Genomic DNA, 24,494 nt, shown 5'->3' with positions numbered 1-24,494 from the left:
CCCGCGCTTTTCCCTTTCTCAAATGTAAAGTTCCTGTTGGCTGTGCCGATAACACCGTTAATAAATCTATGAGAAGGTGTTGTATGTTGAACCGTATCCGCGTTGTCACAATGCTTATGATGGTGCTGGTCATTTTCGCACTACTTCAGCTTATCTCCGGCGGGCTTTTTTTCTCGTCATTAAAACAGAACCAGGACAGCTTTGCGGCCTCGAACGATCTCCGCCTGCAGCAGAGTGAACTCACCTCAACGTGGGATCTGATGCTGCAAACGCGTATCAACCTGAGCCGCTCGTCCGCGCGCATGATGATGGATCCCAACAATCAGCAGAGCAGCGCGAAAACCGATCTGCTGAAAAATGCCCGGGCGACACTTGCGGATGCCGCAAAGCATTACGAGGCCTTTAAGAAAATCACCCCGCAGCCTGCGATGGAGCAGGTGAGCCAGAATATCGACGAAAAATACAACGCCTACCATGCCGGTCTGGCAGAGCTGATTCAGTTCCTGGAGAGCGGCAACATGGACGCCTATTTCGCGCAGCCGACGCAGGGGATGCAAAACGCCCTCGGCGCGGCGCTGGGGGAATATGCAAAGGTCAGTGGCGATCTGTATCACTCCGCGTTTGCTGAAAGCCAGAATGACTACCGCTTTGCGAAATGGCAGATGGCGGTGCTGGCGCTGGCGCTGGTCATTGTGCTGATCGCGGTCTGGTACGGCATTCGCCATATCCTGCTGAACCCTCTCGGTCGCGTCATCGCCCATATTCGTGACATTGCCGGCGGTGACCTGACCAAAACGCTGACCGTGTCCGGGCGCAATGAGATCACCGAGCTGGCAAACAGCGTTGACCATATGCAGCGTTCGCTTATCGATACCGTCGCCAACGTGCGTAGCGGCACGGATGCCATCTATACCGGCACCAGCGAAATTGCGATGGGCAATAACGACCTCTCATCGCGCACTGAACAGCAGGCGTCCGCCCTGGAAGAGACGGCGGCCAGCATGGAGCAGCTCACCGCGACCGTGAAGCAGAACGCCGATAACGCCCGCCAGGCGTCTCAGCTGGCGGAAAGCGCCTCCGAGACGGCGCAGCGCGGCGGCCGCGTGGTGGATGGCGTGGTGAAAACCATGCACGACATCGCCGAGAGCTCGAAGAAAATCGCCGACATCATCAGCGTTATCGACGGCATTGCCTTCCAGACCAACATTCTGGCGCTGAACGCCGCCGTGGAAGCGGCGCGCGCGGGCGAACAGGGACGCGGGTTTGCCGTGGTGGCCGGGGAAGTGCGCAACCTGGCCAGCCGCAGCGCCAATGCGGCAAAAGAGATCAAATCGCTGATTGAAGATTCCGTCTCCCGCGTCGATACCGGCTCCGTGCTGGTGGAAAGCGCCGGGGAGACCATGAATGACATCGTGAATGCCGTCACCCGCGTGACGGACATCATGGGTGAAATCGCCTCTGCGTCTGATGAGCAGAGTCGTGGTATCGACCAGGTTGCCCTGGCGGTATCGGAAATGGATCGCGTGACACAGCAAAACGCCGCCCTGGTGCAGGAGTCCGCTGCGGCGGCCGCTGCCCTGGAAGACCAGGCGAGCCGTCTGAAGATGGCCGTCTCGGCGTTTCGTCTCGCTTCACTCGCTGGAAACACGGTCACCCCGCAGGCGACGTACCGTGCGCCAGCCGCTGAACCGGCTGCCAACCGTACGCGTACCGCGACGACCGGACAAGATGAAAACTGGGAAACATTTTGACTGACAATTAAACCGCGGCTGCTTGCCGCTTGATGGGAGCGTGGATGTTAAATCGTATTCGTATCTCGACCACACTGTTTTTGATTCTGATCCTTTGCGGTGTGTTGCAGGTTGGCAGTAACGGGTTGTCTTTTTGGGCGTTTCGCGATGGCTATCAGAATTTGCAGGACGTTGAGGCGAGTAATCAGCAGCGCTCCGCACTGGCACAAACCCGTGCCGTGCTGTTGCAGGCAAGCACTGCGCTGAACAAGGCGGGAACCTTAACCGCGCTAAGTTATCCGCCGGATGACATTAAGGCGCTGATGGCCACCGCGCGCGACAGCCTGAAACAGGCTGACGCACAGTTTAAGGCCTTTGCGGCACAGGCCACCGGCAGCGAGAAAGAGAAAGCGCTGAAGGCCGCCATGAATACCCATTTTGAACAGTGGTACAGCGATCTCGACCATCAGGCGACGTGGCTTGAGAACAACCAGCTGTCGGACTTTATGACCGCGCCGGTTCAGGCCTCGCAGGCGGCGTTTGACGGCAGCTTTGACGCATGGCAGCAGGATATCAATCAGTCTGTTCTGCGCGCCGGTGAAGCAAGCCGCACCAGCTATCACATGTCGGGCGTCATCTTCGGCGTGATGGTGATTCAGGCGGGCTTGCTGACCGGCGCCGCGCTGCTCTGGTCACGCAAAATGATTGTGCAGCCGCTGGCGATTATCAGCAGCCACTTCGACAGCATTGCGAAAGGCGACCTGGCGCGTCCGGTGGCGGTGTTCGGCAAAAACGAAATTTCGGCAATTTTTGCCAGCCTGAAGGCGATGCAGGGATCGCTGAGGGAAACGGTATCCGACGTGCGTCAGGGCAGTTATGCCATGCACGCCGGGATCTCAGAGATTGCGGCGGGTAACAACGATCTCTCATCCCGCACCGAGCAGCAGGCGGCCTCGCTGGCGCAGACGGCAGCCAGCATGGAGCAGCTGACCGCGACGGTTAGCCAGAACGCCGATAACGCGCGTCAGGCATCTGACCTGTCAAAACAGGCGGCGATGACGGCGAAGAAGGGCGGCGACCAGGCGTCCCATGTCGCCAGCACCATGCAGGAGATCGCCACCAGTTCACAGAAAATTGGTGACATCATCAGCGTGATTGACGGTATCGCGTTCCAGACCAACATACTGGCGCTGAATGCTGCCGTTGAAGCGGCGCGTGCCGGGGAGCAGGGGCGCGGGTTTGCGGTGGTAGCGGGTGAGGTGCGTAACCTGGCGAGCCGCAGCGCCAACGCGGCGAAAGAAATTAAGGTGCTGATTGAAGAATCGGTGTCACGGGTTCAGCAAGGCTCTGCCCTGGTGGATACGGCGGCACAAACCATGCACGAAATCGTCACCTCCGTGACGCGGGTGAACGACATCATGGGCGAGATTGCCTCGGCGTCGGATGAACAGCGTCGCGGGATTGAGCAGGTTGCTCAGGCGGTCACCCAGATGGATCAGGTGACGCAACAGAACGCCTCGTTAGTTGAGGAAGCGGCAGCGGCAACCGATCAGCTGGCCAGCCAGGCGGATCGTCTGACCGGGCTGGTCGCGGTATTTAATGTGAAAGAGCACGTTGAAGCAGTAACAGAAGTCGGGCGGTCGCAGGCCGTGCCAGTTGTATCCTGAATGTAATTAAGAAGGCGCTATGACATCACCAATGCCCCCTGGGCAAACGTCATTATTGTTGCAGATGACACAGCGCCTCGCGCTGTCCGACGCGCATTTTCGTCGGATATGTCAGTTAATCTACCAGCGTGCGGGGATCGTGCTTGCGGATCATAAGCGGGACATGGTCTACAACCGTCTGGTGCGGCGCTTGCGTACGCTGGGGCTGGATGATTTTGGTCGCTATCTGAGCATGCTCGAGGCGAACCAGAACAGCGCCGAGTGGCAGGCTTTTATTAACTCGTTAACCACCAACCTGACGGCATTTTTCCGGGAGGCCCACCACTTCCCGGTCCTGGCCGAGCATGCGCGCCGGCGCACCGGGGAGTATCGCGTCTGGAGTGCGGCCGCCTCGACGGGTGAAGAGCCGTACTCGCTGGCGATCACCCTTGCCGATACGCTGGGGATGGCGCCGGGACGCTGGAAGGTCTACGCCAGCGATATCGATACCGAAGTGCTGGAGAAGGCGCGTAACGGCGTTTATCGCCAGGATGAACTGAAAACGCTGTCGCCGCAGCAGCTGCAGCGTTATTTCATGCGCGGCACGGGCCCGCATGAAGGCCTGGTACGCGTACGCCAGGAGCTGGCGAACTGCGTCGAATTCGCGCCCGTTAACCTGCTGGATAAGCAGTACAACGTGCCGGGGCCGTTCGACGCCATTTTTTGCCGTAACGTCATGATCTATTTTGATAAAACGACGCAACAGGACATTTTGCGTCGGTTTGTTCCGTTGCTCAAGCCTGACGGTTTACTGTTTGCCGGGCACTCGGAAAACTTCAGCAACCTCGTGCGTGAGTTTAGCCTGCGTGGGCAAACGGTATATGCGCTGAGTAAGGAAAAAGCATGAGTAAAATCAGGGTATTGTCCGTCGATGATTCAGCGCTGATGCGTCAGATCATGACTGAAATTATCAATAGCCACAGCGACATGGAGATGGTGGCAACCGCCCCCGATCCGCTGGTAGCGCGGGATTTAATTAAAAAATATAACCCCGACGTGCTAACGCTGGATGTCGAGATGCCGCGCATGGATGGCATAGATTTCCTCGAAAAATTAATGCGGCTGCGGCCCATGCCGGTGGTGATGGTTTCCTCCCTGACCGGGAAAGGATCGGAAATCACCCTGCGCGCGCTGGAGCTGGGAGCGGTGGATTTTGTCACCAAGCCGCAGCTCGGCATTCGCGAGGGGATGCTGGCGTACAGCGAGATGATCGCCGAGAAGATCCGCACCGCGTCGCGGGCGAAGCTTGCCGCCCACACGCCGATGGCCGCGCCTGCGACCCTGAAGGCCGGTCCCTTACTCAGTTCGGAAAAACTGCTGGTCATTGGCGCGTCAACCGGAGGAACAGAGGCAATTCGTCATGTACTCCAGCCATTGCCGCTCTCAAGTCCGGGTATTCTGATCACGCAGCATATGCCGCCAGGCTTTACCCGTTCGTTCGCCGAACGCCTGAACAAGCTGTGCCAGATCAGCGTGAAAGAGGCGGAAGACGGCGAGCGCGTGCTGCCGGGACATGCCTATATCGCCCCTGGCGACAAGCATATGGAACTGGCGCGCAGCGGCGCTAACTATCAAATCAAAATTCATGACGGACCGCCGGTCAACCGGCACCGTCCGTCGGTGGATGTGCTGTTTCATTCGGTGGCGAAACATGCGGGGCGCAACGCCGTTGGGGTGATCCTGACGGGGATGGGCAACGACGGGGCCGCCGGAATGCTTGCAATGCACCAGGCTGGCGCCTGGACGATTGCGCAGAATGAAGCAAGTTGTGTGGTGTTCGGCATGCCGCGCGAGGCCATCAATATGGGTGGCGTGAGCGAAGTGGTCGATCTTAGCCAGGTAAGCCAGCAGATGCTGGCGAAAATCAGTGCCGGACAGGCAATACGTATTTGACTCAGGAGTATTATTTTATGGCGGATAAAGAGCTTAAGTTTTTGGTTGTGGATGACTTTTCCACCATGCGTCGCATTGTGCGCAACCTGCTGAAAGAGCTGGGCTTCAACAACGTTGAAGAAGCAGAAGACGGCGTGGATGCGCTGAACAAGCTGCAGGCGGGCGGGTTTGGTTTTGTTATCTCCGACTGGAACATGCCAAACATGGACGGTCTGGAACTGCTGAAAACCATTCGTGCTGATGCGGGAATGGCGTCCATGCCGGTGCTGATGGTCACGGCAGAAGCGAAAAAAGAGAACATCATTGCCGCTGCACAGGCGGGCGCAAGCGGCTACGTGGTGAAGCCATTCACGGCGGCGACCCTGGAAGAGAAGCTCGGTAAGATCTTCGAGAAACTCGGCATGTGAGGTGTTGGTTATGATGCAACCTGCTATGAAACCCGTTGAAGAACACTCGCCGAGCGACATTATCGTCCGCATCGGCAGCCTGACGCGCATGTTGCGTGACAGCCTGCGTGAGCTGGGTCTGGATCAGGCAATTGCCGAAGCGGCGGAAGCGATTCCTGATGCACGCGATCGCCTGGACTACGTCGTGCAGATGACCGCTCAGGCCGCGGAACGTGCGCTGAACAGCGTTGAAGCGTCACAACCGCACCAGGATGCGATGGAAAAGGGTGCGAAAGCGCTGACCAAACGCTGGGACGAGTGGTTTGAGAACCCAATCGAGCTGGCGGATGCCCGCGAACTGGTGACCGACACCCGTCAGTTCCTGGGGGATGTGCCCGGCCACACCAGCTTCACCAACGCCCAGCTGCTGGACATCATGATGGCGCAGGATTTCCAGGACCTGACCGGTCAGGTGATTAAGCGCATGATGGATGTGATCCAGGAGATTGAGCGCCAGCTGCTGATGGTGCTGCTGGAGAACATCCCGGAACCGGCAGCCCGTCCAAAACGCGAGAACGAAAGCCTGCTCAATGGTCCACAGCTCGACGCCAGCAAGGCGGGCGTGGTGGCAAGCCAGGATCAGGTGGACGACCTGCTGGACAGCCTCGGCTTCTGATGGTCCATTCCGCTTCAGGGGGTTAACGCCGCCTGAGGCGGTTTGCGACAAAATCACCGAAAAGAGCCCGAATAAACGGGCTTTTCCCGCCATTGGATTTCCGCTGCGCTGGCATGATACCCGTGACGTAATGGGCTGAGCGTGCACAGTGGCAGAAGAGAACGACGACAAAACGGAAGCCCCCACACCCCACCGACTAGAAAAGGCGCGTGAGGAAGGGCAAATCCCCCGATCCCGAGAATTGACCTCCCTGCTGATCCTTATCGTAGGGGTGTGCATTATCTGGTGGGGCGGGGAGTCGCTCGCCCGCAAGCTGGCGGGCATGCTCTCAACCGGCCTCCGTTTTGACCACAGTATGGTCAACGATCCGAATCTGATCCTCAGCCAGATTATTCAGCTGATTAAAGGGGCCATGGTTGCGCTGCTGCCCCTCATTACCGGGGTTGTGCTGGTCGCGCTGGTCTCGCCGGTGATGCTCGGCGGTCTGGTCTTCAGCGCCAAATCGCTGCAGCCGAAATTTTCCAAACTCAACCCGCTGCCGGGTATTGCGAAAATGTTCTCTGCCCAGACCGGGGCCGAGCTGCTCAAAGCCATTCTCAAATCGGTGCTGATGGGCAGCTCCGCGGGGTTTTACCTCTGGTACCACTGGCCGGAAATGATGCGTCTTATCAGCGAATCGCCGCTCACCGCGATGAGCAACGCGCTGAATCTGGTCGGGCTCTGCGCGCTGCTGGTGGTGCTCAGCATTATCCCGATGGTGGGTTTTGACGTGATCTTCCAGCTCTATACCCACTTCAAGAAGCTGCGGATGTCGCGTCAGGATATCCGTGACGAATATAAGCAGATGGAAGGTGACCCGCACGTGAAGGGGCGCATCCGCCAGATGCAACGTGCCGCCGCCCGTCGCCGCATGATGGACGATGTGCCAAAGGCCGACGTCATCGTTACCAACCCGACACACTATTCCGTTGCGCTGCGCTATGACGAAAACAAAATGAGCGCGCCGAAAGTGGTGGCGAAAGGGGCGGGACTGATCGCGCTGCGTATCCGTGAAATTGGCACCGAACACCGCGTGCCGATCCTCGAAGCCCCTCCGCTGGCGCGTGCCCTGTACCGCCATGCGGATATTGGACAACAGATCCCGGGACAACTTTACGCCGCCGTGGCGGAAGTGCTGGCCTGGGTATGGCAGTTGAAGCGCTGGCGTCTGGCCGGCGGTCAACGGCCTGTGAAACCTGAGAACCTTCCGGTGCCTGCCGCGCTGGATTTTATGAACGAGAAGGACACTGATGGCTAATCTGGTGGCAATGTTGCGCCTGCCCGGCAACCTGAAATCGACCCAATGGCAGATCCTGGCCGGGCCGATTCTGATCCTGCTAATTCTGTCGATGATGGTACTGCCGCTCCCGGCGTTCATCCTCGACCTGCTTTTCACTTTCAATATCGCGCTGTCCATTATGGTGCTGCTGGTGGCGATGTTCACCCAGCGTACCCTGGAGTTCGCCGCGTTCCCGACCATTCTGCTGTTTACCACCCTGCTGCGACTGGCGCTGAACGTGGCGTCCACGCGTATCATCCTGATGGAAGGCCACACCGGGGCGGCAGCGGCGGGTAAAGTGGTGGAAGCGTTCGGCCACTTCCTGGTAGGCGGAAATTTCGCTATCGGGATCGTGGTGTTCGTCATCCTCGTGATCATCAACTTTATGGTTATCACCAAAGGTGCAGGGCGTATTGCGGAAGTGGGCGCGCGATTTGTGCTGGACGGAATGCCGGGCAAGCAGATGGCGATCGACGCCGACCTGAACGCCGGGCTAATCGCCGAAGATGAAGCCAAAAAGCGCCGTGCGGAAGTGACGCAGGAAGCGGACTTCTACGGCTCCATGGACGGTGCGAGTAAGTTTGTGCGCGGTGACGCCATCGCGGGCATTCTGATCATGGTGATTAACGTGGTCGGCGGCCTGCTGGTGGGCGTATTGCAGCACGGGATGGACATGGGCCACGCGGCGGAAAGCTACACGCTGCTGACCATCGGTGACGGTCTGGTCGCGCAGATCCCGGCGCTGGTGATCTCCACTGCGGCGGGTGTCATCGTGACCCGCGTGAGCACCGATCAGGACGTTGGCGAGCAGATGGTGGGCCAGCTGTTCAGTAACCCGCGCGTGATGCTGCTGGCCGCGGCGGTGCTCGGGTTGCTCGGCCTGGTGCCGGGTATGCCAAACCTCGTCTTCCTGCTGTTTACGGCGGCGCTGCTGGGCCTTGCCTGGTGGATGCGTGGCCGTGAAACCAAACCGGCAGCGGAACCTGTTCCGGTCAAAATGCCGGAGAATAATCAGGCCGTCGAAGCGACCTGGAACGACGTTCAGCTGGAGGATTCTCTGGGAATGGAAGTCGGGTATCGCCTGATCCCGATGGTCGATTTCCAGCAGGACGGCGAGCTGCTCGGCCGTATCCGCAGTATCCGTAAAAAATTCGCCCAGGACATGGGCTTCCTGCCGCCGGTGGTTCACATCCGCGACAATATGGACCTGCCGCCCGCGCGCTATCGCATCCTGATGAAAGGCGTTGAAATTGGCAGCGGTGATGCCTATCCGGGCCGCTGGCTGGCGATTAACCCCGGCACCGCCGCAGGCACGCTGCCGGGCGAGCAAACCATCGATCCGGCCTTTGGTCTGGCCGCGATCTGGATTGAAAGCGCGCTGAAAGAGCAGGCGCAGATCCAGGGTTACACGGTTGTTGAAGCCAGTACCGTGGTGGCAACCCACCTTAACCACCTGATTGGGCAATTCTCGGCCGAGCTGTTTGGCCGTCAGGAAGCGCAGCAGCTGCTCGACCGCGTCACGCAGGAGATGCCGAAGCTGACGGAAGATCTGGTTCCGGGCGTGCTGACCTTAACCACGCTGCATAAGGTGCTGCAAAACCTGCTCGACGAGAAGGTGCCAATTCGCGATATGCGCACCATTCTGGAAACGCTGGCAGAGCACGCGCCAATCCAGAGCGATCCTCACGAGCTGACGGCGGTGGTGCGCGTGGCGCTGGGACGCGCCATTACCCAGCAGTGGTTCCCGGGAACCGGGGAGGTGCAGGTGATCGGCCTCGATACGCCGCTTGAGCGTCTGCTGCTGCAGGCTCTGCAGGGCGGTGGTGGCCTGGAGCCGGGCCTGGCGGATCGCCTGCTGGCGCAAACCCAGGAGGCGCTGGCGCGTCAGGAGATGCTCGGCGCGCCGCCGGTGCTGCTGGTGAACCACGCGCTGCGTCCGCTGCTGTCCCGCTTCCTGCGCCGCAGCCTGAGCCAGCTGGTCGTGCTGTCGAATCTGGAGCTGTCGGATAACCGTCATATCCGCATGACCGCGACGATTGGAGGAAAATAATGCGTAAATGGCTTTGGCTGCTGTTCTTCCCGCTGGCGGCGCAGGCTGCCGGGGGAGGCACCTGGCAGGCGAGCAGCATAGGGGTGACCCTCAGCAACCGCGGTGTTGCCATGTCATCTAACCCGCTGGCGCCTGCTGAAGAGGTTTCCGGTCTGATGGGTCTGGTGGTCTGGAACTACCGGCTGATTGGCCCAACGCCAGCGGGCCTGCGGGTGCGCCTCTGCTCTCAGACGCGCTGTACCGAAATCGACGGCGAAAATGGAACAACGCAGGCGTTCAACGGCGTGCCGGCTATTGAACCTTTGCGTTTCATCTGGGAAGTGCCGGGCGGGGGACGTTTAATCCCGGCGCTGAAGGTGCAGAGTAATTCTGTCATCGTGAACTACCGCTGACGGTTGAATTGACAGGACTGCAAAAAAACAAAACCCGGCGATTGCCGGGTTTTTGGTATTACATACGTTCTACGGTTTCGATACCCAGAGTATCCAGACCCAGCTTCAGGGTCTTCGCCGTCAGCTGCGCCAGCTTCAGGCGGCTGTTGCGGACCGATTCATTCTCCGCAGAGAGAATAGGGCAGTGTTCGTAGAAGCCGGAGAACAGACCCGCCAGATCGTACAGGTAAGCACACATCACGTGCGGCGTGCCGTCACGCGCGACCACGGTCAGCGTCTCTTCGAACTGCAGCAGACGCGCCGCCAGCTGCGCTTCACGATCTTCCGTGATGGTCACGGTGGCATTCGCCAGCACGCTTTCGTCGATATTGGCTTTGCGGAAGACCGACAGCACGCGGGTGTAAGCGTACTGCATGTATGGCGCGGTGTTGCCTTCAAACGCCAGCATGTTATCCCAGTCGAAGATGTAGTCGGTGGTACGGTTCTTGGACAGGTCCGCGTATTTCACCGCGCCGATACCTACGGCGTTCGCCAGTTTTTCCAGCTCGTCGGCCGGCATGTCCGGATTCTTCTCAGCCACCAGACGACGGGCGCGTTCCAGCGCTTCGTCCAGCAGGTCGGAGAGCTTCACGGTCCCGCCCGCGCGGGTTTTGAACGGCTTGCCGTCTTTACCCAGCATCATGCCGAACATGTGGTGTTCCAGCGGAACGCTGTCCGGTACGTACCCGGCTTTACGCACGATGGTCCACGCCTGCATCAGGTGCTGGTGCTGACGGGAGTCGATGTAGTACAGCACGCGGTCGGCGTGCAGCGTTTCATAACGGTATTTCGCACAGGCGATATCGGTCGTGGTGTAGAGGTAGCCGCCATCCTTTTTCTGGATGATCACGCCCATCGGTTCGCCTTCCTTGTTTTTGTACTCATCAAGGAACACCACCGTTGCGCCTTCGCTCTCAACCGCCAGGTTTTTCGCTTTCAGGTCCGCCACAATGCCGGGCAGCATTGGGTTATACAGGCTTTCACCCATCACGTCGTCACGGGTCAGGGTGACGTTCAGACGGTTATAGGTAAGCTGGTTCTGCGACATGGTGATGTCAACCAGCTTGCGCCACATCTCGAGGAAGTATTGATCGCCGCCCTGCAGTTTTACCACGTAGCTGCGCGCGCGCTCGGCAAAGGCTTCATCTTCGTCATAGTGCTTTTTGGCTTCGCGATAAAACCCTTCCAGGTCCGCCAGCGCCATTTCGCCCGCATTTTCCTGCTGCTGTTTTTCCAGGTAAGCAATCAGCATCCCGAACTGGGTACCCCAGTCGCCCACGTGGTTCGCGCGGATCACCTTGTGACCGAGGAACTCGAGCGTACGCACCGCGGCATCACCGATGATGGTGGAGCGCAGGTGGCCAACGTGCATCTCTTTCGCCACGTTCGGGGCAGAGTAGTCGATCACGACGGTCTGCGCTTCCGGTTGGGAAACACCCAGACGATCGGATTTCAGCGCCGCGTCAACGTGGCTTGCCAGGAAGGCAGGCTCAAGGAAGATGTTGATAAAGCCCGGGCCGGCGATTTCGGTTTTGCTGGCAATGCCGGCGAGATCCAGATGCGTCAGTACCTGCTCAGCGAGCTGTCGCGGCGGCATACCCAGTTTTTTAGCCACTGCCATCACGCCATTAGCCTGATAGTCGCCAAACTGTACTTTTGCTGACTGACGAACCTGCGGTTCGCAATCCGCAGGCGCGCCTGCGGCAATCAGTGCCTGACTGACTTTTTCGGAGAGAAGAGCCTGAATATTCACCTGGATACCTTACTTTTTTGATGCGGGCTCACAACCACCCGCGCCAGTTAGAGAATTTAGGGCGGGAGTATACTGCAAATGCCTTCTGCCGTCAGCATCGCGGGGCCTGAAGATTGCTCAGAATCCAGGCTAAGAAGGTGTGCATAAACATGCAGTCGTAAAAAGCCGGATTCTGCGGTTGGTCAAAACAGAGCAACAGAGTAAATTAGCGGCTTTGCGACACGAAAAGAGAGTGACTTATGGCGAACTGGCAATCCATCGACGAACTGCATGATATTTCCGCAGATTTACCGCGCTTCACCCAGGCGTTCACAGAACTTGCCACCCGTCTGGGTCTGGATATCGCGCCGCTCGAGGCCGATCACATCTCTTTGCGCTGCCATCAGAATGCCACCGCAGAACGCTGGCGTCGCGGGTTCGAACAGTGCGGCGAGTTACTGTCCGAGAATATCATTAACGGTCGCCCCATCTGCCTGTTCAGGCTGCGTGAGCCGGTGAGCGTGGCCCACTGGCAATTCACCGTGGTTGAACTGCCGTGGCCGGGCGAGAAGCGCTATCCGCACGAAGGGTGGGAGCACATTGAAATTGTCCTGCCGGGTGAGCCGGAGACATTAAACGCGCGCGCGCTGGCCCTGTTAGCTGACGAAGGCTTAAGCCAGCCGGGGATTTTTGTGAAGACCAGTTCGCCCAAAGGCGAACGCGAGCGGTTACCCAACCCGACGCTGGCCGTCACGGACGGGCAGGTCACGGTGAAGTTTCATCCCTGGACCATTGAGCAGATCGTTGCCAGTGAGGCGCAAGAGATGTGAGTTCCCGCCGGGACTGAAAACAGACGGCGTGTCATGATGGTGCGTTTGGTGGAATTTAAGGAGGATTACATGGCGCTGCTGGAGATTTGCTGTTACAGCGTGGAGTGTGCCGTCACCACGCAAAATTACGGGGCTGACCGCATTGAACTGTGTGCGGCACCCAAAGAGGGCGGGCTGACGCCTTCTTACGGCGTGCTGAAGGCTGCCCGTCAGGCCGTCACGATTCCCGTTCACCCGATTATTCGTCCGCGCGGCGGTGATTTTTGTTACACGGCGGGCGAGTTCGGTGCCATGCTTGATGATATCGCCCTCGTGCGCGACCTGGGGTTCCCCGGGCTGGTCACCGGCCTGCTGGATGAAGACGGCAATATCGACCTCCCGCGCATGCGTCAGGTCATGAGCGCCGCGCAGGGGCTCGCCGTCACTTTTCATCGCGCATTTGATATGTGTAAAGATCCGCTTCAGGCCTTTGAAACGCTTGGAGAACTTGGCGTGGCGCGCATTCTGACATCGGGTCAACAGCCGTCCGCTGAAAAAGGACTGCAATTAATTACGGAACTAAAAGCACATTCCGGTGTTCCAATAATAATGGCGGGTGCGGGAGTCCGTGCCAGCAATCTGGAACGGTTTTTAAACGCCGGGGTAGAAGAGCTGCACAGCTCGGCAGGCAAATGGATGCCGTCACCCATGCGTTATCGCAATACAGGATTGTCAATGTCGACGGATGCTGAAGCGGATGAGTATTCACGCTACGGCGTAGAGGGAGAGTCGGTTGCGGAAATGAAGTCGCTGATTGAGCGCCATCACGTGTAGCAACGTACCGATTTTTACCGCGCATCATGTCGCCCAATATGATGCTTGCTTGTACCAGGCCCCTGCAAATTACACAGGGGCCTTTTTTTCTCCTGCGCCCGGTAGCGCTTCGCTTACCGGACCTGGAAAATCGGGAGTAGGCCGGGTAAGGCGCAGCCGCCACCCGGCTAACAGGCTACGGCTTCGTCGCAATCAACACCGCTCGCATCGGGGCCGGATAGCCTTCAATGGTTTTGCTGTGATCGGCCGGGTCGAGGAACTGCTCCAGCGATTCGGTGATCATCCACTCGGTCCGGCGCTGCTCTTCGATAGAGGTCACGCTGACATCGGCAATTCGCACATCCACAAATCCGCATTTCTCCAGCCAGTTCTTCAGCGCCAGCGCGGAAGGGATGAAGTAAACGTTGCGCATCTGCGCGTAGCGATCGCCCGGTACCAGAACGGCATGTTCATCGCCTTCGATCACCAGCGTTTCCAGCACCAGCTCGCCGCCGCTGACCAGCTGATCTTTCAGTTGCCACAGGTGCTCCAGTGGGGAACGGCGGTGATACAACACGCCCATGGAGAACACAGTATCAAAGGCTTTCAGTGCGGGCAGCTGCTCAATACCCAGCGGCAGCAGGTGCGCGCGCTGGTCGTTACCAAGCAGCTTACGTACCGCTTCAAACTGACACAGGAACAGCTGCATCGGGTCGATACCAACCACCAGATGCGCGCCCGCGCCAATCATGCGCCACATGTGATAGCCGCTACCGCAGCCCACGTCCAGAATGGTGCGCCCGGTCAGGTCGGAAAGGTGCGGCAGAACGCGATCCCATTTCCAGTCTGAGCGCCATTCGGTATTGATGTTCACGCCGTACAGCGAGAACGGCCCTTTACGCCACGGCATCAGGTTGCGCATCAGCGTTTCGATACGGTTGATCTGCCCTGGCGGAAGCGGTTCTTCACTCTCTGCAGTGACGCTGTGCAGGAGATCCAGACGATGCGGGGTCAGTTCCGGCAGAAACTCCACCGCATTTGACCACTGCTTTAACAGGCCGTGCTGCTGATCCCGCTGCCAGGCGGCAATCTGCGCAGGCAGCGTCTCCAGCCAGTGGGAGAGGTGATTTTTGGCAATCAGCTGATAGAAGTTGCTGAACTCGATCATGCGGGTTTCCCCGCTTTCAGCGCCACCAGAGACCCAAAGTTGAAGCACTGGAACCACAGTTCGCTATGCTCAAATCCGGCCTGACGCAGGCGCGTCTTGTGGGTTTCTACGGAGTCCGTCAGCATCACGTTTTCGAGCATGCTGCGCTTCTGGCTGATCTCCAGCTCGCTGTAGCCGTTCGCCCGTTTGAAATCGTGGTGCATATTGAACAGCAGCTCGCCAACCTCGGCATCTTCGAAGCTGAATTTCTCCGAGAGCACCAGCGCGCCGCCAGGATTCAGCCCCTGATAGATTTTGTCCAGCAGCAGCTGGCGGTCTTCCGGCACCAGGAACTGCAGGGTGAAATTCAGCACCACCATCGAGGCGTTTTGGATCTCGATCTCACGGATATCGCCTTCCACCACGTCAACCGGAACAGGGGCTTTGTAGGCGTCAATATGGCGACGGCAGCGTTCCACCATGGCCGGAGAGTTATCCACGGCAATGATTCGGCAGCCTTCGTGATGAACGTTACGACGTACCGACAGCGTTGCCGCGCCGAGCGAGCAGCCCAGGTCATAGACCTGCGTGCCGGGTTGAACGAAGCGCTCAGCCAGCATGCCGATCATAGAGATAATATTGGAATAACCGGGAACAGAGCGCTGGATCATATCCGGGAAGACTTCGGCTACCCGTTCATCGAAGGTCCAGTCGCCCAGGCTGGCGATAGGCGCGGAAAAAAGCGTGTCGCGATCTGACATAACGTAAAAATCCGGGAAAAATAAAGTGGCGTATTGTGCGCTAATGGAGGGAGAAAACCAACTCCCACGGCATATACCACAGGTTAGCCAGCACCATCAGCAAAAGCGAACACCAGGTTGCACTCATGCCGGAACGACGCCAGCGGATTAAGCGGTGGTGAAAGCCGTAATAATGCATCAGGCGGCCAGCGATAAGCAGCAGGCCACAGATGTGCACCATCCAGGTTTCTGCGCCATTCATCTCCATAAACAGCAGCAGGATTAAGGCCGCGGGGATGTATTCGACCGCATTGCCGTGAATGCGTATAGCGCTTTGCAGCTCGGAAAAGCCGCCGTCACCGTAAGAAACGCGGTAAAGCGTTCTGAGGCGCACAACGTCAAATGAAAACTTAATCAGCAGTAATGCACCTAACACCGCGTACAGCGCGCTGACCATACAAACTCCCTGTTTTTGGCAGATGGCACTTCCCTATGATAGGGGGTGATATCAGAAAAGAGAAGATTGTTGTGGGATGGAAGGGGCGCTGCCCACGGATGGCACCGCAGCCTGCAAGGCCTGCCACAGAGCATCGACCAGTTCAGGGGCCTGGGCAATATCCGGCGTGTGCAAAAAGAGATACGGCGTGGTGGTGTGTTCCCACGAGGCCAGTTTTTCCAGCCAGACGGCGAACATTGCCTGGTTTTGCGGCATGTTATCGCTGCCGATAAACCTGACCATTGGGTTCTTCGCGGTCACGATGGCGTGGACCGGCACTTTCGGTTTTTTACGCTGAGCTTCAACGATGGCCTCGTTATGCGGTATCGCGCTGTGCACCGGACGGCTATCGAGGATCACACGGTTAACGGAACGCTCAAGCAGGCCGCGGTTGAGCGCTTTTTCCGCTTCGCCTTTCGCAAAGAAGTCCTGGTGTCGAACCTCCACGCCGTAGGTAAATTCCCGGGGCAGGGCATCCAGGAACTGCCAGAGCGCAGGCAGGTCGCGCGGAGCAAACGTGGCCGGAAGCTGCAGCCAGTACTGGCCGATGCGGTTTGCCAGAGGCGCCATCCGGCCAAAGAATTCGTCGGTCAACTCACCGCAGTTTCGCAGCGCGGCCTGATGGGAAATCGTAGCCGGAAACTTGAAGCAGAAGCGAAAGTCGTCGGTTGTTTGCTCCCGCCAGCGCGCAACAATCTCGGCTTTAGGGAGCGCATACAGGGTGGTATTACCCTCGACGCAGTTGAAGTGTCGGGCATACTCCTCAAGGCTGGTGATGCCCAGACGCACCCATTTCGGGTGCGACCACTGGGGCAGGCCCACATACATCATAACGCGCTGAGGATCTCGTCCGTGCTGCGCACGCGACCGATGCGCGGGAAGATGTGCGTCATGCTGCCCTGGTGCTGTTCCGCCGAGGCCGCGCTACACGCATCTTCGGCAATCACCAGATTAAAGCCCAGCTCCCACGCGTTGCGGGCAGTCGACTCCACGCCGATGTTGGTGGAAATGCCGCACAGGATGATCGTGTCAATGCCGCGACGGCGGAGCTGCAGTTCGAGATCGGTTCCGTAGAAGGCGCCCCACTGACGTTTGGTCACTTCGATGTCGCCGTCGCGTTTGCCGAGCGAGACCGGGTACGTCCACCAGTTTTCCGGCAGGGCGCGGGCGGGAGTCTGCGCATCAACGGGCTGTTTTAACGCTTCGGCGTAATCCGCAGACCAGCCGACGCGCACCATGACAACCGGGGCACCGCTGGTGCGGCATTTTTCCGCCAGACGGGCGGCGCGGCTGACCACATCGTCCGCGTTATGCGGGCCACCGGCGAAGGGCAAAATGCCTTCCTGTAAATCAATCACCACAAGCGCGGTTTTGCTGGCATCAAGGGTTAACATCGTTACTCCCGTTAAATGAATCACTTCCACACACCATACGACGCGATGGCCTGTTATTGGTCGCATAATTTTGTTAATTTTTGTGAGAATGCGCAATAAGAGTGCAGCAAACGACCGCCTGGCCGTGGTTCGCTCTTATCGTCCGGCGGAATTTCCAGTATAATAGCCGCCTTTTTTCATCCAGTTGTGACATACAGAAAGCTGCGACATAGTAGCCTGCATACCAGGCGACATTTAGCCTGCGGCTAATTAAGGGATATCTCATGCGTACAGAATATTGCGGGCAGCTGCGTCAGTCCCACGTCGGACAGCAGGTCACCCTGTGTGGTTGGGTCAATCGTCGTCGTGATCTTGGTAGCCTTATCTTCATCGATATGCGCGACCGCGAAGGTATCGTTCAGGTGTTCTTCGATCCGGATCGCGCAGATGCGTTGAAGCTGGCCTCTGAGCTGCGTAATGAGTTCTGCATTCAGGTCACCGGCACCGTGCGTGCGCGTGACGAGAAAAACGTTAACGCCGACATGGCGACGGGTGCCATTGAAGTGCTGGCGTCCGATCTGACGATCATCAACCGTGCTGAAGCGCTGCCGCTGGACTCCAACCACGTCAACACTGAAGAAGCGCGTCTGAAATACCGCTATCTGGATCTGCGTCGTCCGGAGATGGCTCAGCGCCTGAAAACCCGTGCGAAAATCACCAGCCTGGTGCGTCGCTTTATGGATGACCACGGTTTCCTCGATATCGAAACCCCGATGCTGACCAAAGCCACGCCGGAAGGCGCGCGCGATTACCTGGTGCCATCCCGCGTCCATAAAGGCAAATTCTACGCGCTGCCACAGTCTCCACAGCTGTTCAAACAGCTGCTGATGATGTCCGGCTTCGATCGCTACTATCAGATCGTGAAATGCTTCCGCGACGAAGACCTGCGTGCTGACCGCCAGCCTGAATTTACCCAGATCGATGTGGAAACCTCCTTCATGACCGCCGAGCAGGTGCGTGAAGTGATGGAAGCCCTGGTGCGTAGCCTGTGGAATGACGTGAAAGGCGTTGAGCTGGGCGATTTCCCAATCATGACCTTCGCGGAAGCCGAGCGTCGCTATGGCTCTGACAAACCCGACCTGCGTAACCCGATGGAGCTGGTGGACGTAGCTGATCTGGTTAAAAACGTGGAGTTCGCGGTCTTCGCGGGTCCGGCTAACGACGCCAAAGGCCGCGTGGCCGCGCTGCGTGTGCCGGGCGGAGCGGCTCTGAGCCGTAAGCAGATCGACGACTACGGCAACTTCATCAAGATCTACGGCGCGAAAGGTCTGGCCTATATTAAAGTGACCGAGCGTGCGAAAGGTCTGGAAGGTATCACCAGCCCGGTTGCGAAATTCCTGAACGCGGACATCGTGGAAGCGATCCTGGAGCGCACCGGCGCGCAGGACGGCGACATGATCTTCTTCGGTGCAGATAACAAGAAAGTCGTTGCGGATGCGATGGGCGCGCTGCGTCTGAAGCTCGGTAAAGACCTGAATCTGACCGACGAGAGCAAATGGGCGCCGCTGTGGGTTATCGACTTCCCAATGTTTGAAGACGACGGTGAAGGCGGCCTGACCGCGATGCACCACCCGTTCACCTCGCCGAAAGACATGACGGCTGCCGAGCTGAAAGCGGCACCGGAAGAGGCCGTCGCCAACGCCTACGATATGGTCATCAACGGCTACGAAGTGGGCGGTGGTTCCGTGCGTATTCACAGCGGTGAAATGCAGCAGACCGTGTTCGGCATCCTGGGCATCAACGAGCAGGAGCAGCGCGAGAAATTCGGCTTCCTGCTGGACGCGTTGAAATACGGTACGCCTCCGCACGCGGGTCTGGCCTTCGGTCTTGACCGTCTGACCATGCTGCTGACCGGCACCGATAACATCCGTGATGTTATCGCTTTCCCGAAAACCACTGCTGCAGCGTGTCTGATGACCGAAGCGCCAAGCTTTGCCAACCCGGCCGCACTGGCTGAGCTGGGCATTGAGGTGGTGAAGAAGGAAGAGAAAAACTGATATGACATATAAGCTCCCCGTTTCGGTCCTGGTGGTCATTTATGCAGAAGACACGAAGCGGGTGCTGATGTTGCAGCGGCGCGATGACCCTGAATTCTGGCAGTCGGTTACCGGCAGTCTGGAAGAGGGGGAAACCGCGCCGCAGGCCGCCGCGCGTGAAGTAAAGGAAGAGGTCGCCATTGACGTTGCCCGCGAGCAACTGACCCTGAAGGACTGTCAGCGCACGGTGGAGTTCGAAATTTTTAGCCATTTACGTCATCGCTACGCGCCGGGTACCGAGCGCAATACGGAATCGTGGTTCTGTCTCGCGCTCCCCCATGAACGGGAGATCGTGTTTACCGAACACCTGACCTACCGCTGGGTGAATGCGGCGGATGCCGCCGCACTGACCAAGTCGTGGAGCAACCGGCAGGCGATTGAAGAATTTGTAATTAACGCTGCCTGAAAAGGCGCGCTCTTTGAGGATATTTTTATGGCAGGTCATAGTAAGTGGGCCAACACCAAACACCGCAAAGCGGCACAGGATGCCAAGCGCGGTAAGATCTTTACCAAAATCATTCGCGAGCTGGTGACGGCAGCGCGTCTGGGCGGCGGCGATCCGGCCTCTAACCCACGTCTGCGTGCAGCGGTGGATAAAGCGCTGTCTAACAACATGACGCGTGACACCCTGAACCGTGCTATCGCACGTGGCGTGGGCGGTGATGAAGACGCGAACATGGAAACCATCATTTATGAAGGTTACGGTCCTGGCGGTACGGCGGTGATGGTTGAGTGCCTGTCCGACAACCGTAACCGTACCGTTGCGGAAGTGCGCCACGCGTTCACCAAAACCGGTGGCAACCTGGGCACTGACGGTTCTGTTGCTTACCTGTTCAGCAAAAAAGGCGTCATCTCCTTCGAGAAAGGCGACGAAGATGCGATCATGGAAGCGGCGCTGGAAGCCGGTGCGGAAGACGTGGTGACCTTCGACGACGGCGCTATCGACGTTTATACCGCCTGGGAAGAGATGGGTGCCGTGCGCGATGCGCTGGAAGCGGCGGGCCTGAAAGCGGACAACGCTGAAGTCTCCATGATCCCGTCCACCAAAGCGGACATGGATGCAGAAACGGCACCAAAACTGCTGCGTCTGATCGACATGCTCGAAGACTGCGACGACGTGCAGGAAGTGTATCACAACGGTGAAATCTCTGATGAGGTTGCAGCGACTCTCTGATGAGAGCGTGTAAATCCGTTACAGGAGACGCGTGATGTCGATTATTCTCGGGATTGACCCAGGCTCACGCGTCACCGGTTATGGCGTTATCCGTCAGGTGGGACGCCAGTTAACCTACCTGGGCAGTGGCTGTATTCGCACCAAAGTGGACGATCTGCCGTCGCGCCTGAAGCTCATCTATGCGGGCGTGTCGGAGATCATCACCCAGTTTCAGCCAGATTATTTCGCCATCGAGCAGGTCTTTATGGCGAAAAACGCCGATTCGGCGCTAAAGCTCGGTCAGGCGCGCGGGGTGGCCATTGTCGCTGCGGTGAACCAGGATTTGCCGGTATTCGAATACGCGGCAAGGCAGGTTAAGCAGACGGTGGTGGGCATCGGTAGCGCGGAGAAAAGTCAGGTGCAGCACATGGTGCGGACCCTGCTCAAGCTCCCTGCGAACCCGCAGGCCGACGCCGCCGATGCGCTGGCGATTGCGATTACCCACTGTCACGTCAGCCAGAACGCGATGCAAATGAGCGAATCGCGGCTCAATCTGGCGCGAGGCAGGTTACGATAATGACAAATCAGGCTGGATGTTTATCCAGCCTTTTTTTATTATGTCGGCAGTTAATTTCTTCCAGAACGCAGGAGCGTCACGTGATAGGCAGACTCAGAGGCATCATCATTGAAAAACAACCCCCGTTAGTGCTGCTGGAAGTGGGTGGCGTGGGCTATGAAGTCCATATGCCGATGACCTGCTTCTACGAGCTGCCGGACGCGGGCAAAGAGGCGATTGTCTTTACCCAGTTTGTGGTGCGTGAAGATGCTCAGCTGCTGTACGGCTTCAACAACAAACAGGAACGCACCCTGTTCCGCGAGCTGATTAAAACCAACGGCGTCGGGCCGAAGCTGGCGCTGGCGATCTTATCCGGCATGTCTGCACCACAGTTTGTGAATGCCGTTGAGCGTGAAGATCCTGCGGCGCTGATTAAGCTTCCTGGCATCGGTAAGAAAACGGCAGAACGCCTGATTGTCGAGATGAAAGACCGCTTTAAAGGCCTGCATGGCGATCTCTTCACGCCGGCGGCCGATCTGGTACTGACCTCGCCAGGTGCGCCTGCGGCGGATGATGACGCGGAGCAGGAAGCGGTTGCCGCGCTGGTGGCACTGGGCTATAAACCTCAGGAGGCCAGCCGCATGGTAAGTAAAATTGCCAAACCGGACGCCAGCAGTGAAACCCTGATTCGTGAAGCGCTGCGCGCTGCATTGTGAGGTAAAGGATGATTGAAGCAGACCGCCTGGTTTCGGCAGGCACTGTTCAGGCAGAGGATGTGGTGGATCGCGCGATTCGCCCAAAACTGCTTGATGAGTACATTGGCCAGCCGCAGGTTCGTTCCCAGATGGAGATTTTTATCCAGGCGGCAAAGCTGCGCGGCGATGCGCTCGATCACCTGCTGATTTTTGGCCCGCCGGGTTTAGGCAAAACCACGCTGGCGAATATCGTCGCTAATGAAATGGGCGTGAACCTGCGCACCACCTCCGGCCCGGTGCTGGAGAAGGCGGGCGATTTGGCGGCCATGCTGACCAACCTCGAACCGCATGACGTGCTGTTTATCGATGAGATCCACCGCCTGTCACCGGTGGTGGAAGAGGTGCTCTATCCGGCGATGGAAGATTATCAGCTGGATATCATGATCGGTGAAGGTCCGGCTGCACGCTCCATCAAAATCGATCTGCCGCCGTTTACCCTAATAGGCGCCACGACGCGAGCCGGGTCGCTGACCTCTCCACTGCGCGACCGCTTCGGTATCGTGCAGCGTCTGGAGTTTTACCAGGTGGCCGATCTCCAGCACATCGTTGGCCGCAGCGCCCGCTATATGGGGCTGGAGATGAGCGAAGAGGGGGCGTTTGAAGTGGCGAAGCGTTCCCGCGGTACGCCGCGTATCGCCAACCGCCTGCTGCGCCGCGTGCGTGACTTTGCTGAGGTGAAGCACAACGGTTCGATCTCCGCAGAGATCGCCGCGCAGGCGCTGGATATGCTGAACGTCGATGCCGAAGGTTTTGACTACATGGACCGCAAGCTGCTGCTGGCGGTGCTGGACAAGTTCTTTGGGGGGCCGGTCGGGCTGGATAACCTGGCGGCGGCAATCGGGGAAGAGCGTGAAACCATTGAGGACGTGCTTGAACCGTATCTGATCCAACAGGGCTTCCTGCAACGTACCCCGCGTGGGCGTATGGCCACGGTGCGGGCGTGGAATCATTTCGGCATTACGCCACCGGCAATGCCGTAAGCAGCGATAATTTGCAGCCCCGGTAAGCGAAGCGCCACCGGGGACATACCCGCTACTGTGCGGTCTTCTTCATCATACTGAAGATAAACAGCATCGCCGCACTCAGCACCACGGACGGCCCCGCAGGCGTGTCATAGAACGCCGAGAAGGTTAGCCCACCCGTTACCGCAATCATCCCGATAATTACGGCGACACCGGCCATCTGCTCCGGCGTACGGGCAAAACGACGCGCCGTAGCCGCAGGGATGATCAGCAGCGACGTAATAATCAGCGCGCCGACAAACTTCATCGCCACGCCAATGGTTAACGCCGTTACCAGCATCAGCAGCAGCTTAACGCGCTGCAGCTTCACGCCATCGACGAACGCCAGATCGGGGCTGACGGTCATCGCCAGCAGGTTACGCCACTGCCAGAGCAGAATCCCGAGCACCACCACAACGCCAATGGCGATAGCGATGAGATCGTCAGGCGTGACGGCCAGCAGGTCACCGAACAGGTAAGCCATCAGATCCACGCGGATATTGGACATCAGGCTGACCACCACCAGACCCAGCGACAGGGCGCTGTGCGCCATAATGCCAAGCAGCGTATCAATGGCGAGGTGAGGGCGTTTTTCCAGCCAGACCAGACCGGCCGCCAGCAGCAGCGTGACGACAATCACCGCATAGAACGGGTTGACGTTCAGCAGCAGGCCAAAAGCCACGCCCAGCAGGGACGCGTGCGCCAGGGTATCGCCGAAGTAAGACATTCTGCGCCACACCACAAACGAGCCGAGTGGACCCGCGGCGCAGGCAAGCATAATCCCGGCCAGCCAGCCGGGCAGTAACAGTTCAATCATGAGTGTCCATTTCCCCGACGCAGAACGATTCGTCCCTGCAAATCATGGCGATGATTATGATGATGGCGATAGATGCCGAGCTGTTCAGCGCCGCGAGGGCCGAACATGGAGATAAATTCCGGGTGCATGGAGACCACTTCAGGCGTGCCGGAGCAGCAGATATGGTGGTTGAGACACAGCACTTCATCAGTTTTTGCCATCACCAGATGCAGGTCGTGGGATACCATCAGTACCGCGCAGTTCAGTTCCCGGCGCAGCTGGTCAATAAGATCGTACAGCGCGACCTGGCCGTTGACGTCTACACCCTGAGTCGGCTCATCCAGCACCAGCAGCTGCGGGCTGCTGAGCAACGCACGGGCAAGTAATACGCGCTGCGTTTCACCGCCGGACAGTTTTTGCAGCGGCGCATCGACAAGATGGCCTGCCTGCACGCGCTTCAGCGCCGGGAGAATATCGGCTTTACGCGTGCCGGGGCGCAGGCGCAGGAAACGGCTCACCGTCAGCGGCAGCGTGGCGTCAAGGTGAAGCTTTTGCGGCACATAGCCGATACGCAATTTTTCCTCACGCTTGATCACGCCTTCATCGGGTGCGACCAGACCCAGCACCACGCGAACCAGGGTGGATTTGCCTGCGCCATTGGGGCCGAGCAGCGTCAGAATTTTGCCGGGCTTCAGATCGAGCGACACGTCAGAGAGGACGCGGCGCTGGCCAAATGAGACCGAAATATTTTCAAGAGAAACCAATGTCGTCATGTCATTTTAAGCTTGAAGAAGTCAACGAATGTTATAATATCACATTCCACGCATTCACTACGAT

General features: G+C 58.3%; 25 protein-coding genes. 17 read left to right on the top strand and 8 right to left on the bottom strand.

Annotated features, from left to right (window positions below):
- The first annotated feature begins 83 nt into the window (after positions 1–83).
- The 9 genes from tar (at position 84) to flhE (ending at position 10,151) form a co-directional block, all read left to right on the top strand.
- Positions 84–1,751, top strand: a complete 1,668-nt coding sequence (gene tar / locus ACOTXT_RS03725; RefSeq protein WP_021240451.1) for a methyl-accepting chemotaxis protein II — start codon at positions 84–86, stop codon at positions 1,749–1,751.
- A gap of 44 nt (positions 1,752–1,795) precedes the next feature.
- Positions 1,796–3,397, top strand: a complete 1,602-nt coding sequence (gene tap / locus ACOTXT_RS03720) for a methyl-accepting chemotaxis protein IV (RefSeq protein ID WP_008500428.1) — start codon at positions 1,796–1,798, stop codon at positions 3,395–3,397.
- 19 nt (positions 3,398–3,416) lie between these two features.
- Complete coding sequence (gene cheR / locus ACOTXT_RS03715) at positions 3,417–4,283, top strand: protein-glutamate O-methyltransferase CheR (protein ID WP_008500429.1); 867 nt, start codon at positions 3,417–3,419, stop codon at positions 4,281–4,283.
- On the top strand, positions 4,280–5,329 hold the full coding sequence (locus tag ACOTXT_RS03710) for a protein-glutamate methylesterase/protein-glutamine glutaminase (protein WP_008500430.1): 1,050 nt from the start codon (positions 4,280–4,282) through the stop codon (positions 5,327–5,329). Before cheR ends, ACOTXT_RS03710 begins: the two co-directional genes overlap by 4 nt.
- Positions 5,330–5,346: 17 nt before the next feature.
- On the top strand, positions 5,347–5,736 hold the full coding sequence (gene cheY / locus ACOTXT_RS03705; RefSeq protein ID WP_008500431.1) for a chemotaxis response regulator CheY: 390 nt from the start codon (positions 5,347–5,349) through the stop codon (positions 5,734–5,736).
- Positions 5,737–5,746: 10 nt separating this feature from the next.
- Positions 5,747–6,391 (top strand): protein phosphatase CheZ, encoded by a 645-nt coding sequence (gene cheZ / locus ACOTXT_RS03700; protein ID WP_008500432.1) that lies wholly within the window; start codon positions 5,747–5,749, stop codon positions 6,389–6,391.
- A 148-nt stretch (positions 6,392–6,539) separates the two neighbouring features.
- The gene (gene flhB, locus ACOTXT_RS03695) at positions 6,540–7,688 is read left to right on the top strand and encodes a flagellar biosynthesis protein FlhB (RefSeq protein WP_021240449.1); all 1,149 of its coding nucleotides are present in this window, start codon (positions 6,540–6,542) and stop codon (positions 7,686–7,688) included.
- Entirely contained in the window at positions 7,681–9,759 is a 2,079-nt protein-coding gene (gene flhA / locus ACOTXT_RS03690; RefSeq protein WP_008500434.1) for a flagellar biosynthesis protein FlhA, read from the top strand. The genes flhB and flhA overlap by 8 nt, the downstream gene beginning before the upstream one ends.
- Positions 9,759–10,151 carry a flagellar protein FlhE gene (gene flhE, locus ACOTXT_RS03685; protein ID WP_008500435.1) on the top strand — a complete coding sequence of 131 codons (393 nt, stop codon included), beginning with the start codon at positions 9,759–9,761 and terminating at the stop codon, positions 10,149–10,151. The genes flhA and flhE overlap by 1 nt, the downstream gene beginning before the upstream one ends.
- Positions 10,152–10,209: 58 nt before the next feature.
- Here flhE and argS read toward each other — a convergent pair whose 3' ends face one another.
- Positions 10,210–11,943, bottom strand: a complete 1,734-nt coding sequence (argS, locus tag ACOTXT_RS03680) for an arginine--tRNA ligase (protein ID WP_008500436.1) — start codon at positions 11,941–11,943, stop codon at positions 10,210–10,212.
- 239 nt (positions 11,944–12,182) lie between these two features.
- Here argS and ACOTXT_RS03675 point away from each other — a divergent pair, with 239 nt between their 5' ends.
- Together ACOTXT_RS03675 and cutC are read left to right on the top strand one after the other, a co-directional pair.
- Entirely contained in the window at positions 12,183–12,752 is a 570-nt protein-coding gene (locus ACOTXT_RS03675) for a VOC family protein (RefSeq protein ID WP_023325525.1), read from the top strand.
- Positions 12,753–12,821: 69 nt separating this feature from the next.
- The gene (gene cutC / locus ACOTXT_RS03670; RefSeq protein WP_333165544.1) at positions 12,822–13,565 is read left to right on the top strand and encodes a copper homeostasis protein CutC; all 744 of its coding nucleotides are present in this window, start codon (positions 12,822–12,824) and stop codon (positions 13,563–13,565) included.
- Between the two features lie 175 nt (positions 13,566–13,740).
- Here cutC and cmoB read toward each other — a convergent pair whose 3' ends face one another.
- From cmoB to ACOTXT_RS03645, 5 genes are read right to left on the bottom strand one after another with little or no spacing between them, the layout of a single operon-like run.
- Positions 13,741–14,712 (bottom strand): tRNA 5-methoxyuridine(34)/uridine 5-oxyacetic acid(34) synthase CmoB, encoded by a 972-nt coding sequence (cmoB, locus tag ACOTXT_RS03665; protein WP_025912287.1) that lies wholly within the window; start codon positions 14,710–14,712, stop codon positions 13,741–13,743.
- Positions 14,709–15,452 carry a carboxy-S-adenosyl-L-methionine synthase CmoA gene (cmoA, locus tag ACOTXT_RS03660; protein WP_008500441.1) on the bottom strand — a complete coding sequence of 248 codons (744 nt, stop codon included), beginning with the start codon at positions 15,450–15,452 and terminating at the stop codon, positions 14,709–14,711. The genes cmoB and cmoA overlap by 4 nt, the downstream gene beginning before the upstream one ends.
- A gap of 40 nt (positions 15,453–15,492) precedes the next feature.
- Positions 15,493–15,888 carry an MAPEG family protein gene (locus tag ACOTXT_RS03655; RefSeq protein ID WP_021240443.1) on the bottom strand — a complete coding sequence of 132 codons (396 nt, stop codon included), beginning with the start codon at positions 15,886–15,888 and terminating at the stop codon, positions 15,493–15,495.
- A 51-nt stretch (positions 15,889–15,939) separates the two neighbouring features.
- A complete protein-coding gene (locus ACOTXT_RS03650; protein WP_055321122.1) occupies positions 15,940–16,758 on the bottom strand; it encodes a DUF72 domain-containing protein in 819 nt (272 codons plus the stop codon).
- Positions 16,755–17,321 (bottom strand): hydrolase, encoded by a 567-nt coding sequence (locus tag ACOTXT_RS03645; RefSeq protein WP_333165527.1) that lies wholly within the window; start codon positions 17,319–17,321, stop codon positions 16,755–16,757. The genes ACOTXT_RS03650 and ACOTXT_RS03645 overlap by 4 nt, the downstream gene beginning before the upstream one ends.
- Before the next feature lie 263 nt (positions 17,322–17,584).
- Here ACOTXT_RS03645 and aspS point away from each other — a divergent pair, with 263 nt between their 5' ends.
- The 6 genes from aspS (at position 17,585) to ruvB (ending at position 22,840) form a co-directional block, all read left to right on the top strand.
- On the top strand, positions 17,585–19,357 hold the full coding sequence (gene aspS, locus ACOTXT_RS03640; RefSeq protein ID WP_008500445.1) for an aspartate--tRNA ligase: 1,773 nt from the start codon (positions 17,585–17,587) through the stop codon (positions 19,355–19,357).
- A gap of 1 nt (position 19,358) precedes the next feature.
- Positions 19,359–19,802, top strand: a complete 444-nt coding sequence (gene nudB, locus ACOTXT_RS03635) for a dihydroneopterin triphosphate diphosphatase (protein ID WP_008500446.1) — start codon at positions 19,359–19,361, stop codon at positions 19,800–19,802.
- A 27-nt stretch (positions 19,803–19,829) separates the two neighbouring features.
- A complete protein-coding gene (locus ACOTXT_RS03630; protein ID WP_008500447.1) occupies positions 19,830–20,570 on the top strand; it encodes a YebC/PmpR family DNA-binding transcriptional regulator in 741 nt (246 codons plus the stop codon).
- 34 nt (positions 20,571–20,604) lie between these two features.
- Complete coding sequence (gene ruvC / locus ACOTXT_RS03625; RefSeq protein WP_003859749.1) at positions 20,605–21,126, top strand: crossover junction endodeoxyribonuclease RuvC; 522 nt, start codon at positions 20,605–20,607, stop codon at positions 21,124–21,126.
- An 80-nt stretch (positions 21,127–21,206) separates the two neighbouring features.
- The gene (gene ruvA / locus ACOTXT_RS03620) at positions 21,207–21,821 is read left to right on the top strand and encodes a Holliday junction branch migration protein RuvA (protein WP_008500448.1); all 615 of its coding nucleotides are present in this window, start codon (positions 21,207–21,209) and stop codon (positions 21,819–21,821) included.
- A gap of 8 nt (positions 21,822–21,829) precedes the next feature.
- Positions 21,830–22,840 (top strand): Holliday junction branch migration DNA helicase RuvB, encoded by a 1,011-nt coding sequence (ruvB, locus tag ACOTXT_RS03615; RefSeq protein ID WP_008500449.1) that lies wholly within the window; start codon positions 21,830–21,832, stop codon positions 22,838–22,840.
- A gap of 52 nt (positions 22,841–22,892) precedes the next feature.
- Here ruvB and znuB read toward each other — a convergent pair whose 3' ends face one another.
- Both znuB and znuC read right to left on the bottom strand, forming a co-directional pair.
- Entirely contained in the window at positions 22,893–23,678 is a 786-nt protein-coding gene (gene znuB / locus ACOTXT_RS03610; RefSeq protein WP_069598488.1) for a zinc ABC transporter permease subunit ZnuB, read from the bottom strand.
- Positions 23,675–24,430, bottom strand: a complete 756-nt coding sequence (gene znuC / locus ACOTXT_RS03605; RefSeq protein WP_023344425.1) for a zinc ABC transporter ATP-binding protein ZnuC — start codon at positions 24,428–24,430, stop codon at positions 23,675–23,677. The genes znuB and znuC overlap by 4 nt, the downstream gene beginning before the upstream one ends.
- Between the last annotated feature and the right edge of the window lie 64 nt (positions 24,431–24,494).

Origin of the sequence: Enterobacter cloacae complex sp. IR5422 (assembly GCF_049238165.1) — a bacterium.
In the GTDB taxonomy this organism is placed as follows: Bacteria; Pseudomonadota; Gammaproteobacteria; order Enterobacterales; family Enterobacteriaceae; genus Enterobacter; species Enterobacter roggenkampii.
The sequence above is the reverse complement of the archived record's forward strand: the minus strand, read 5'-3'. Positions and strand labels throughout refer to the sequence as shown.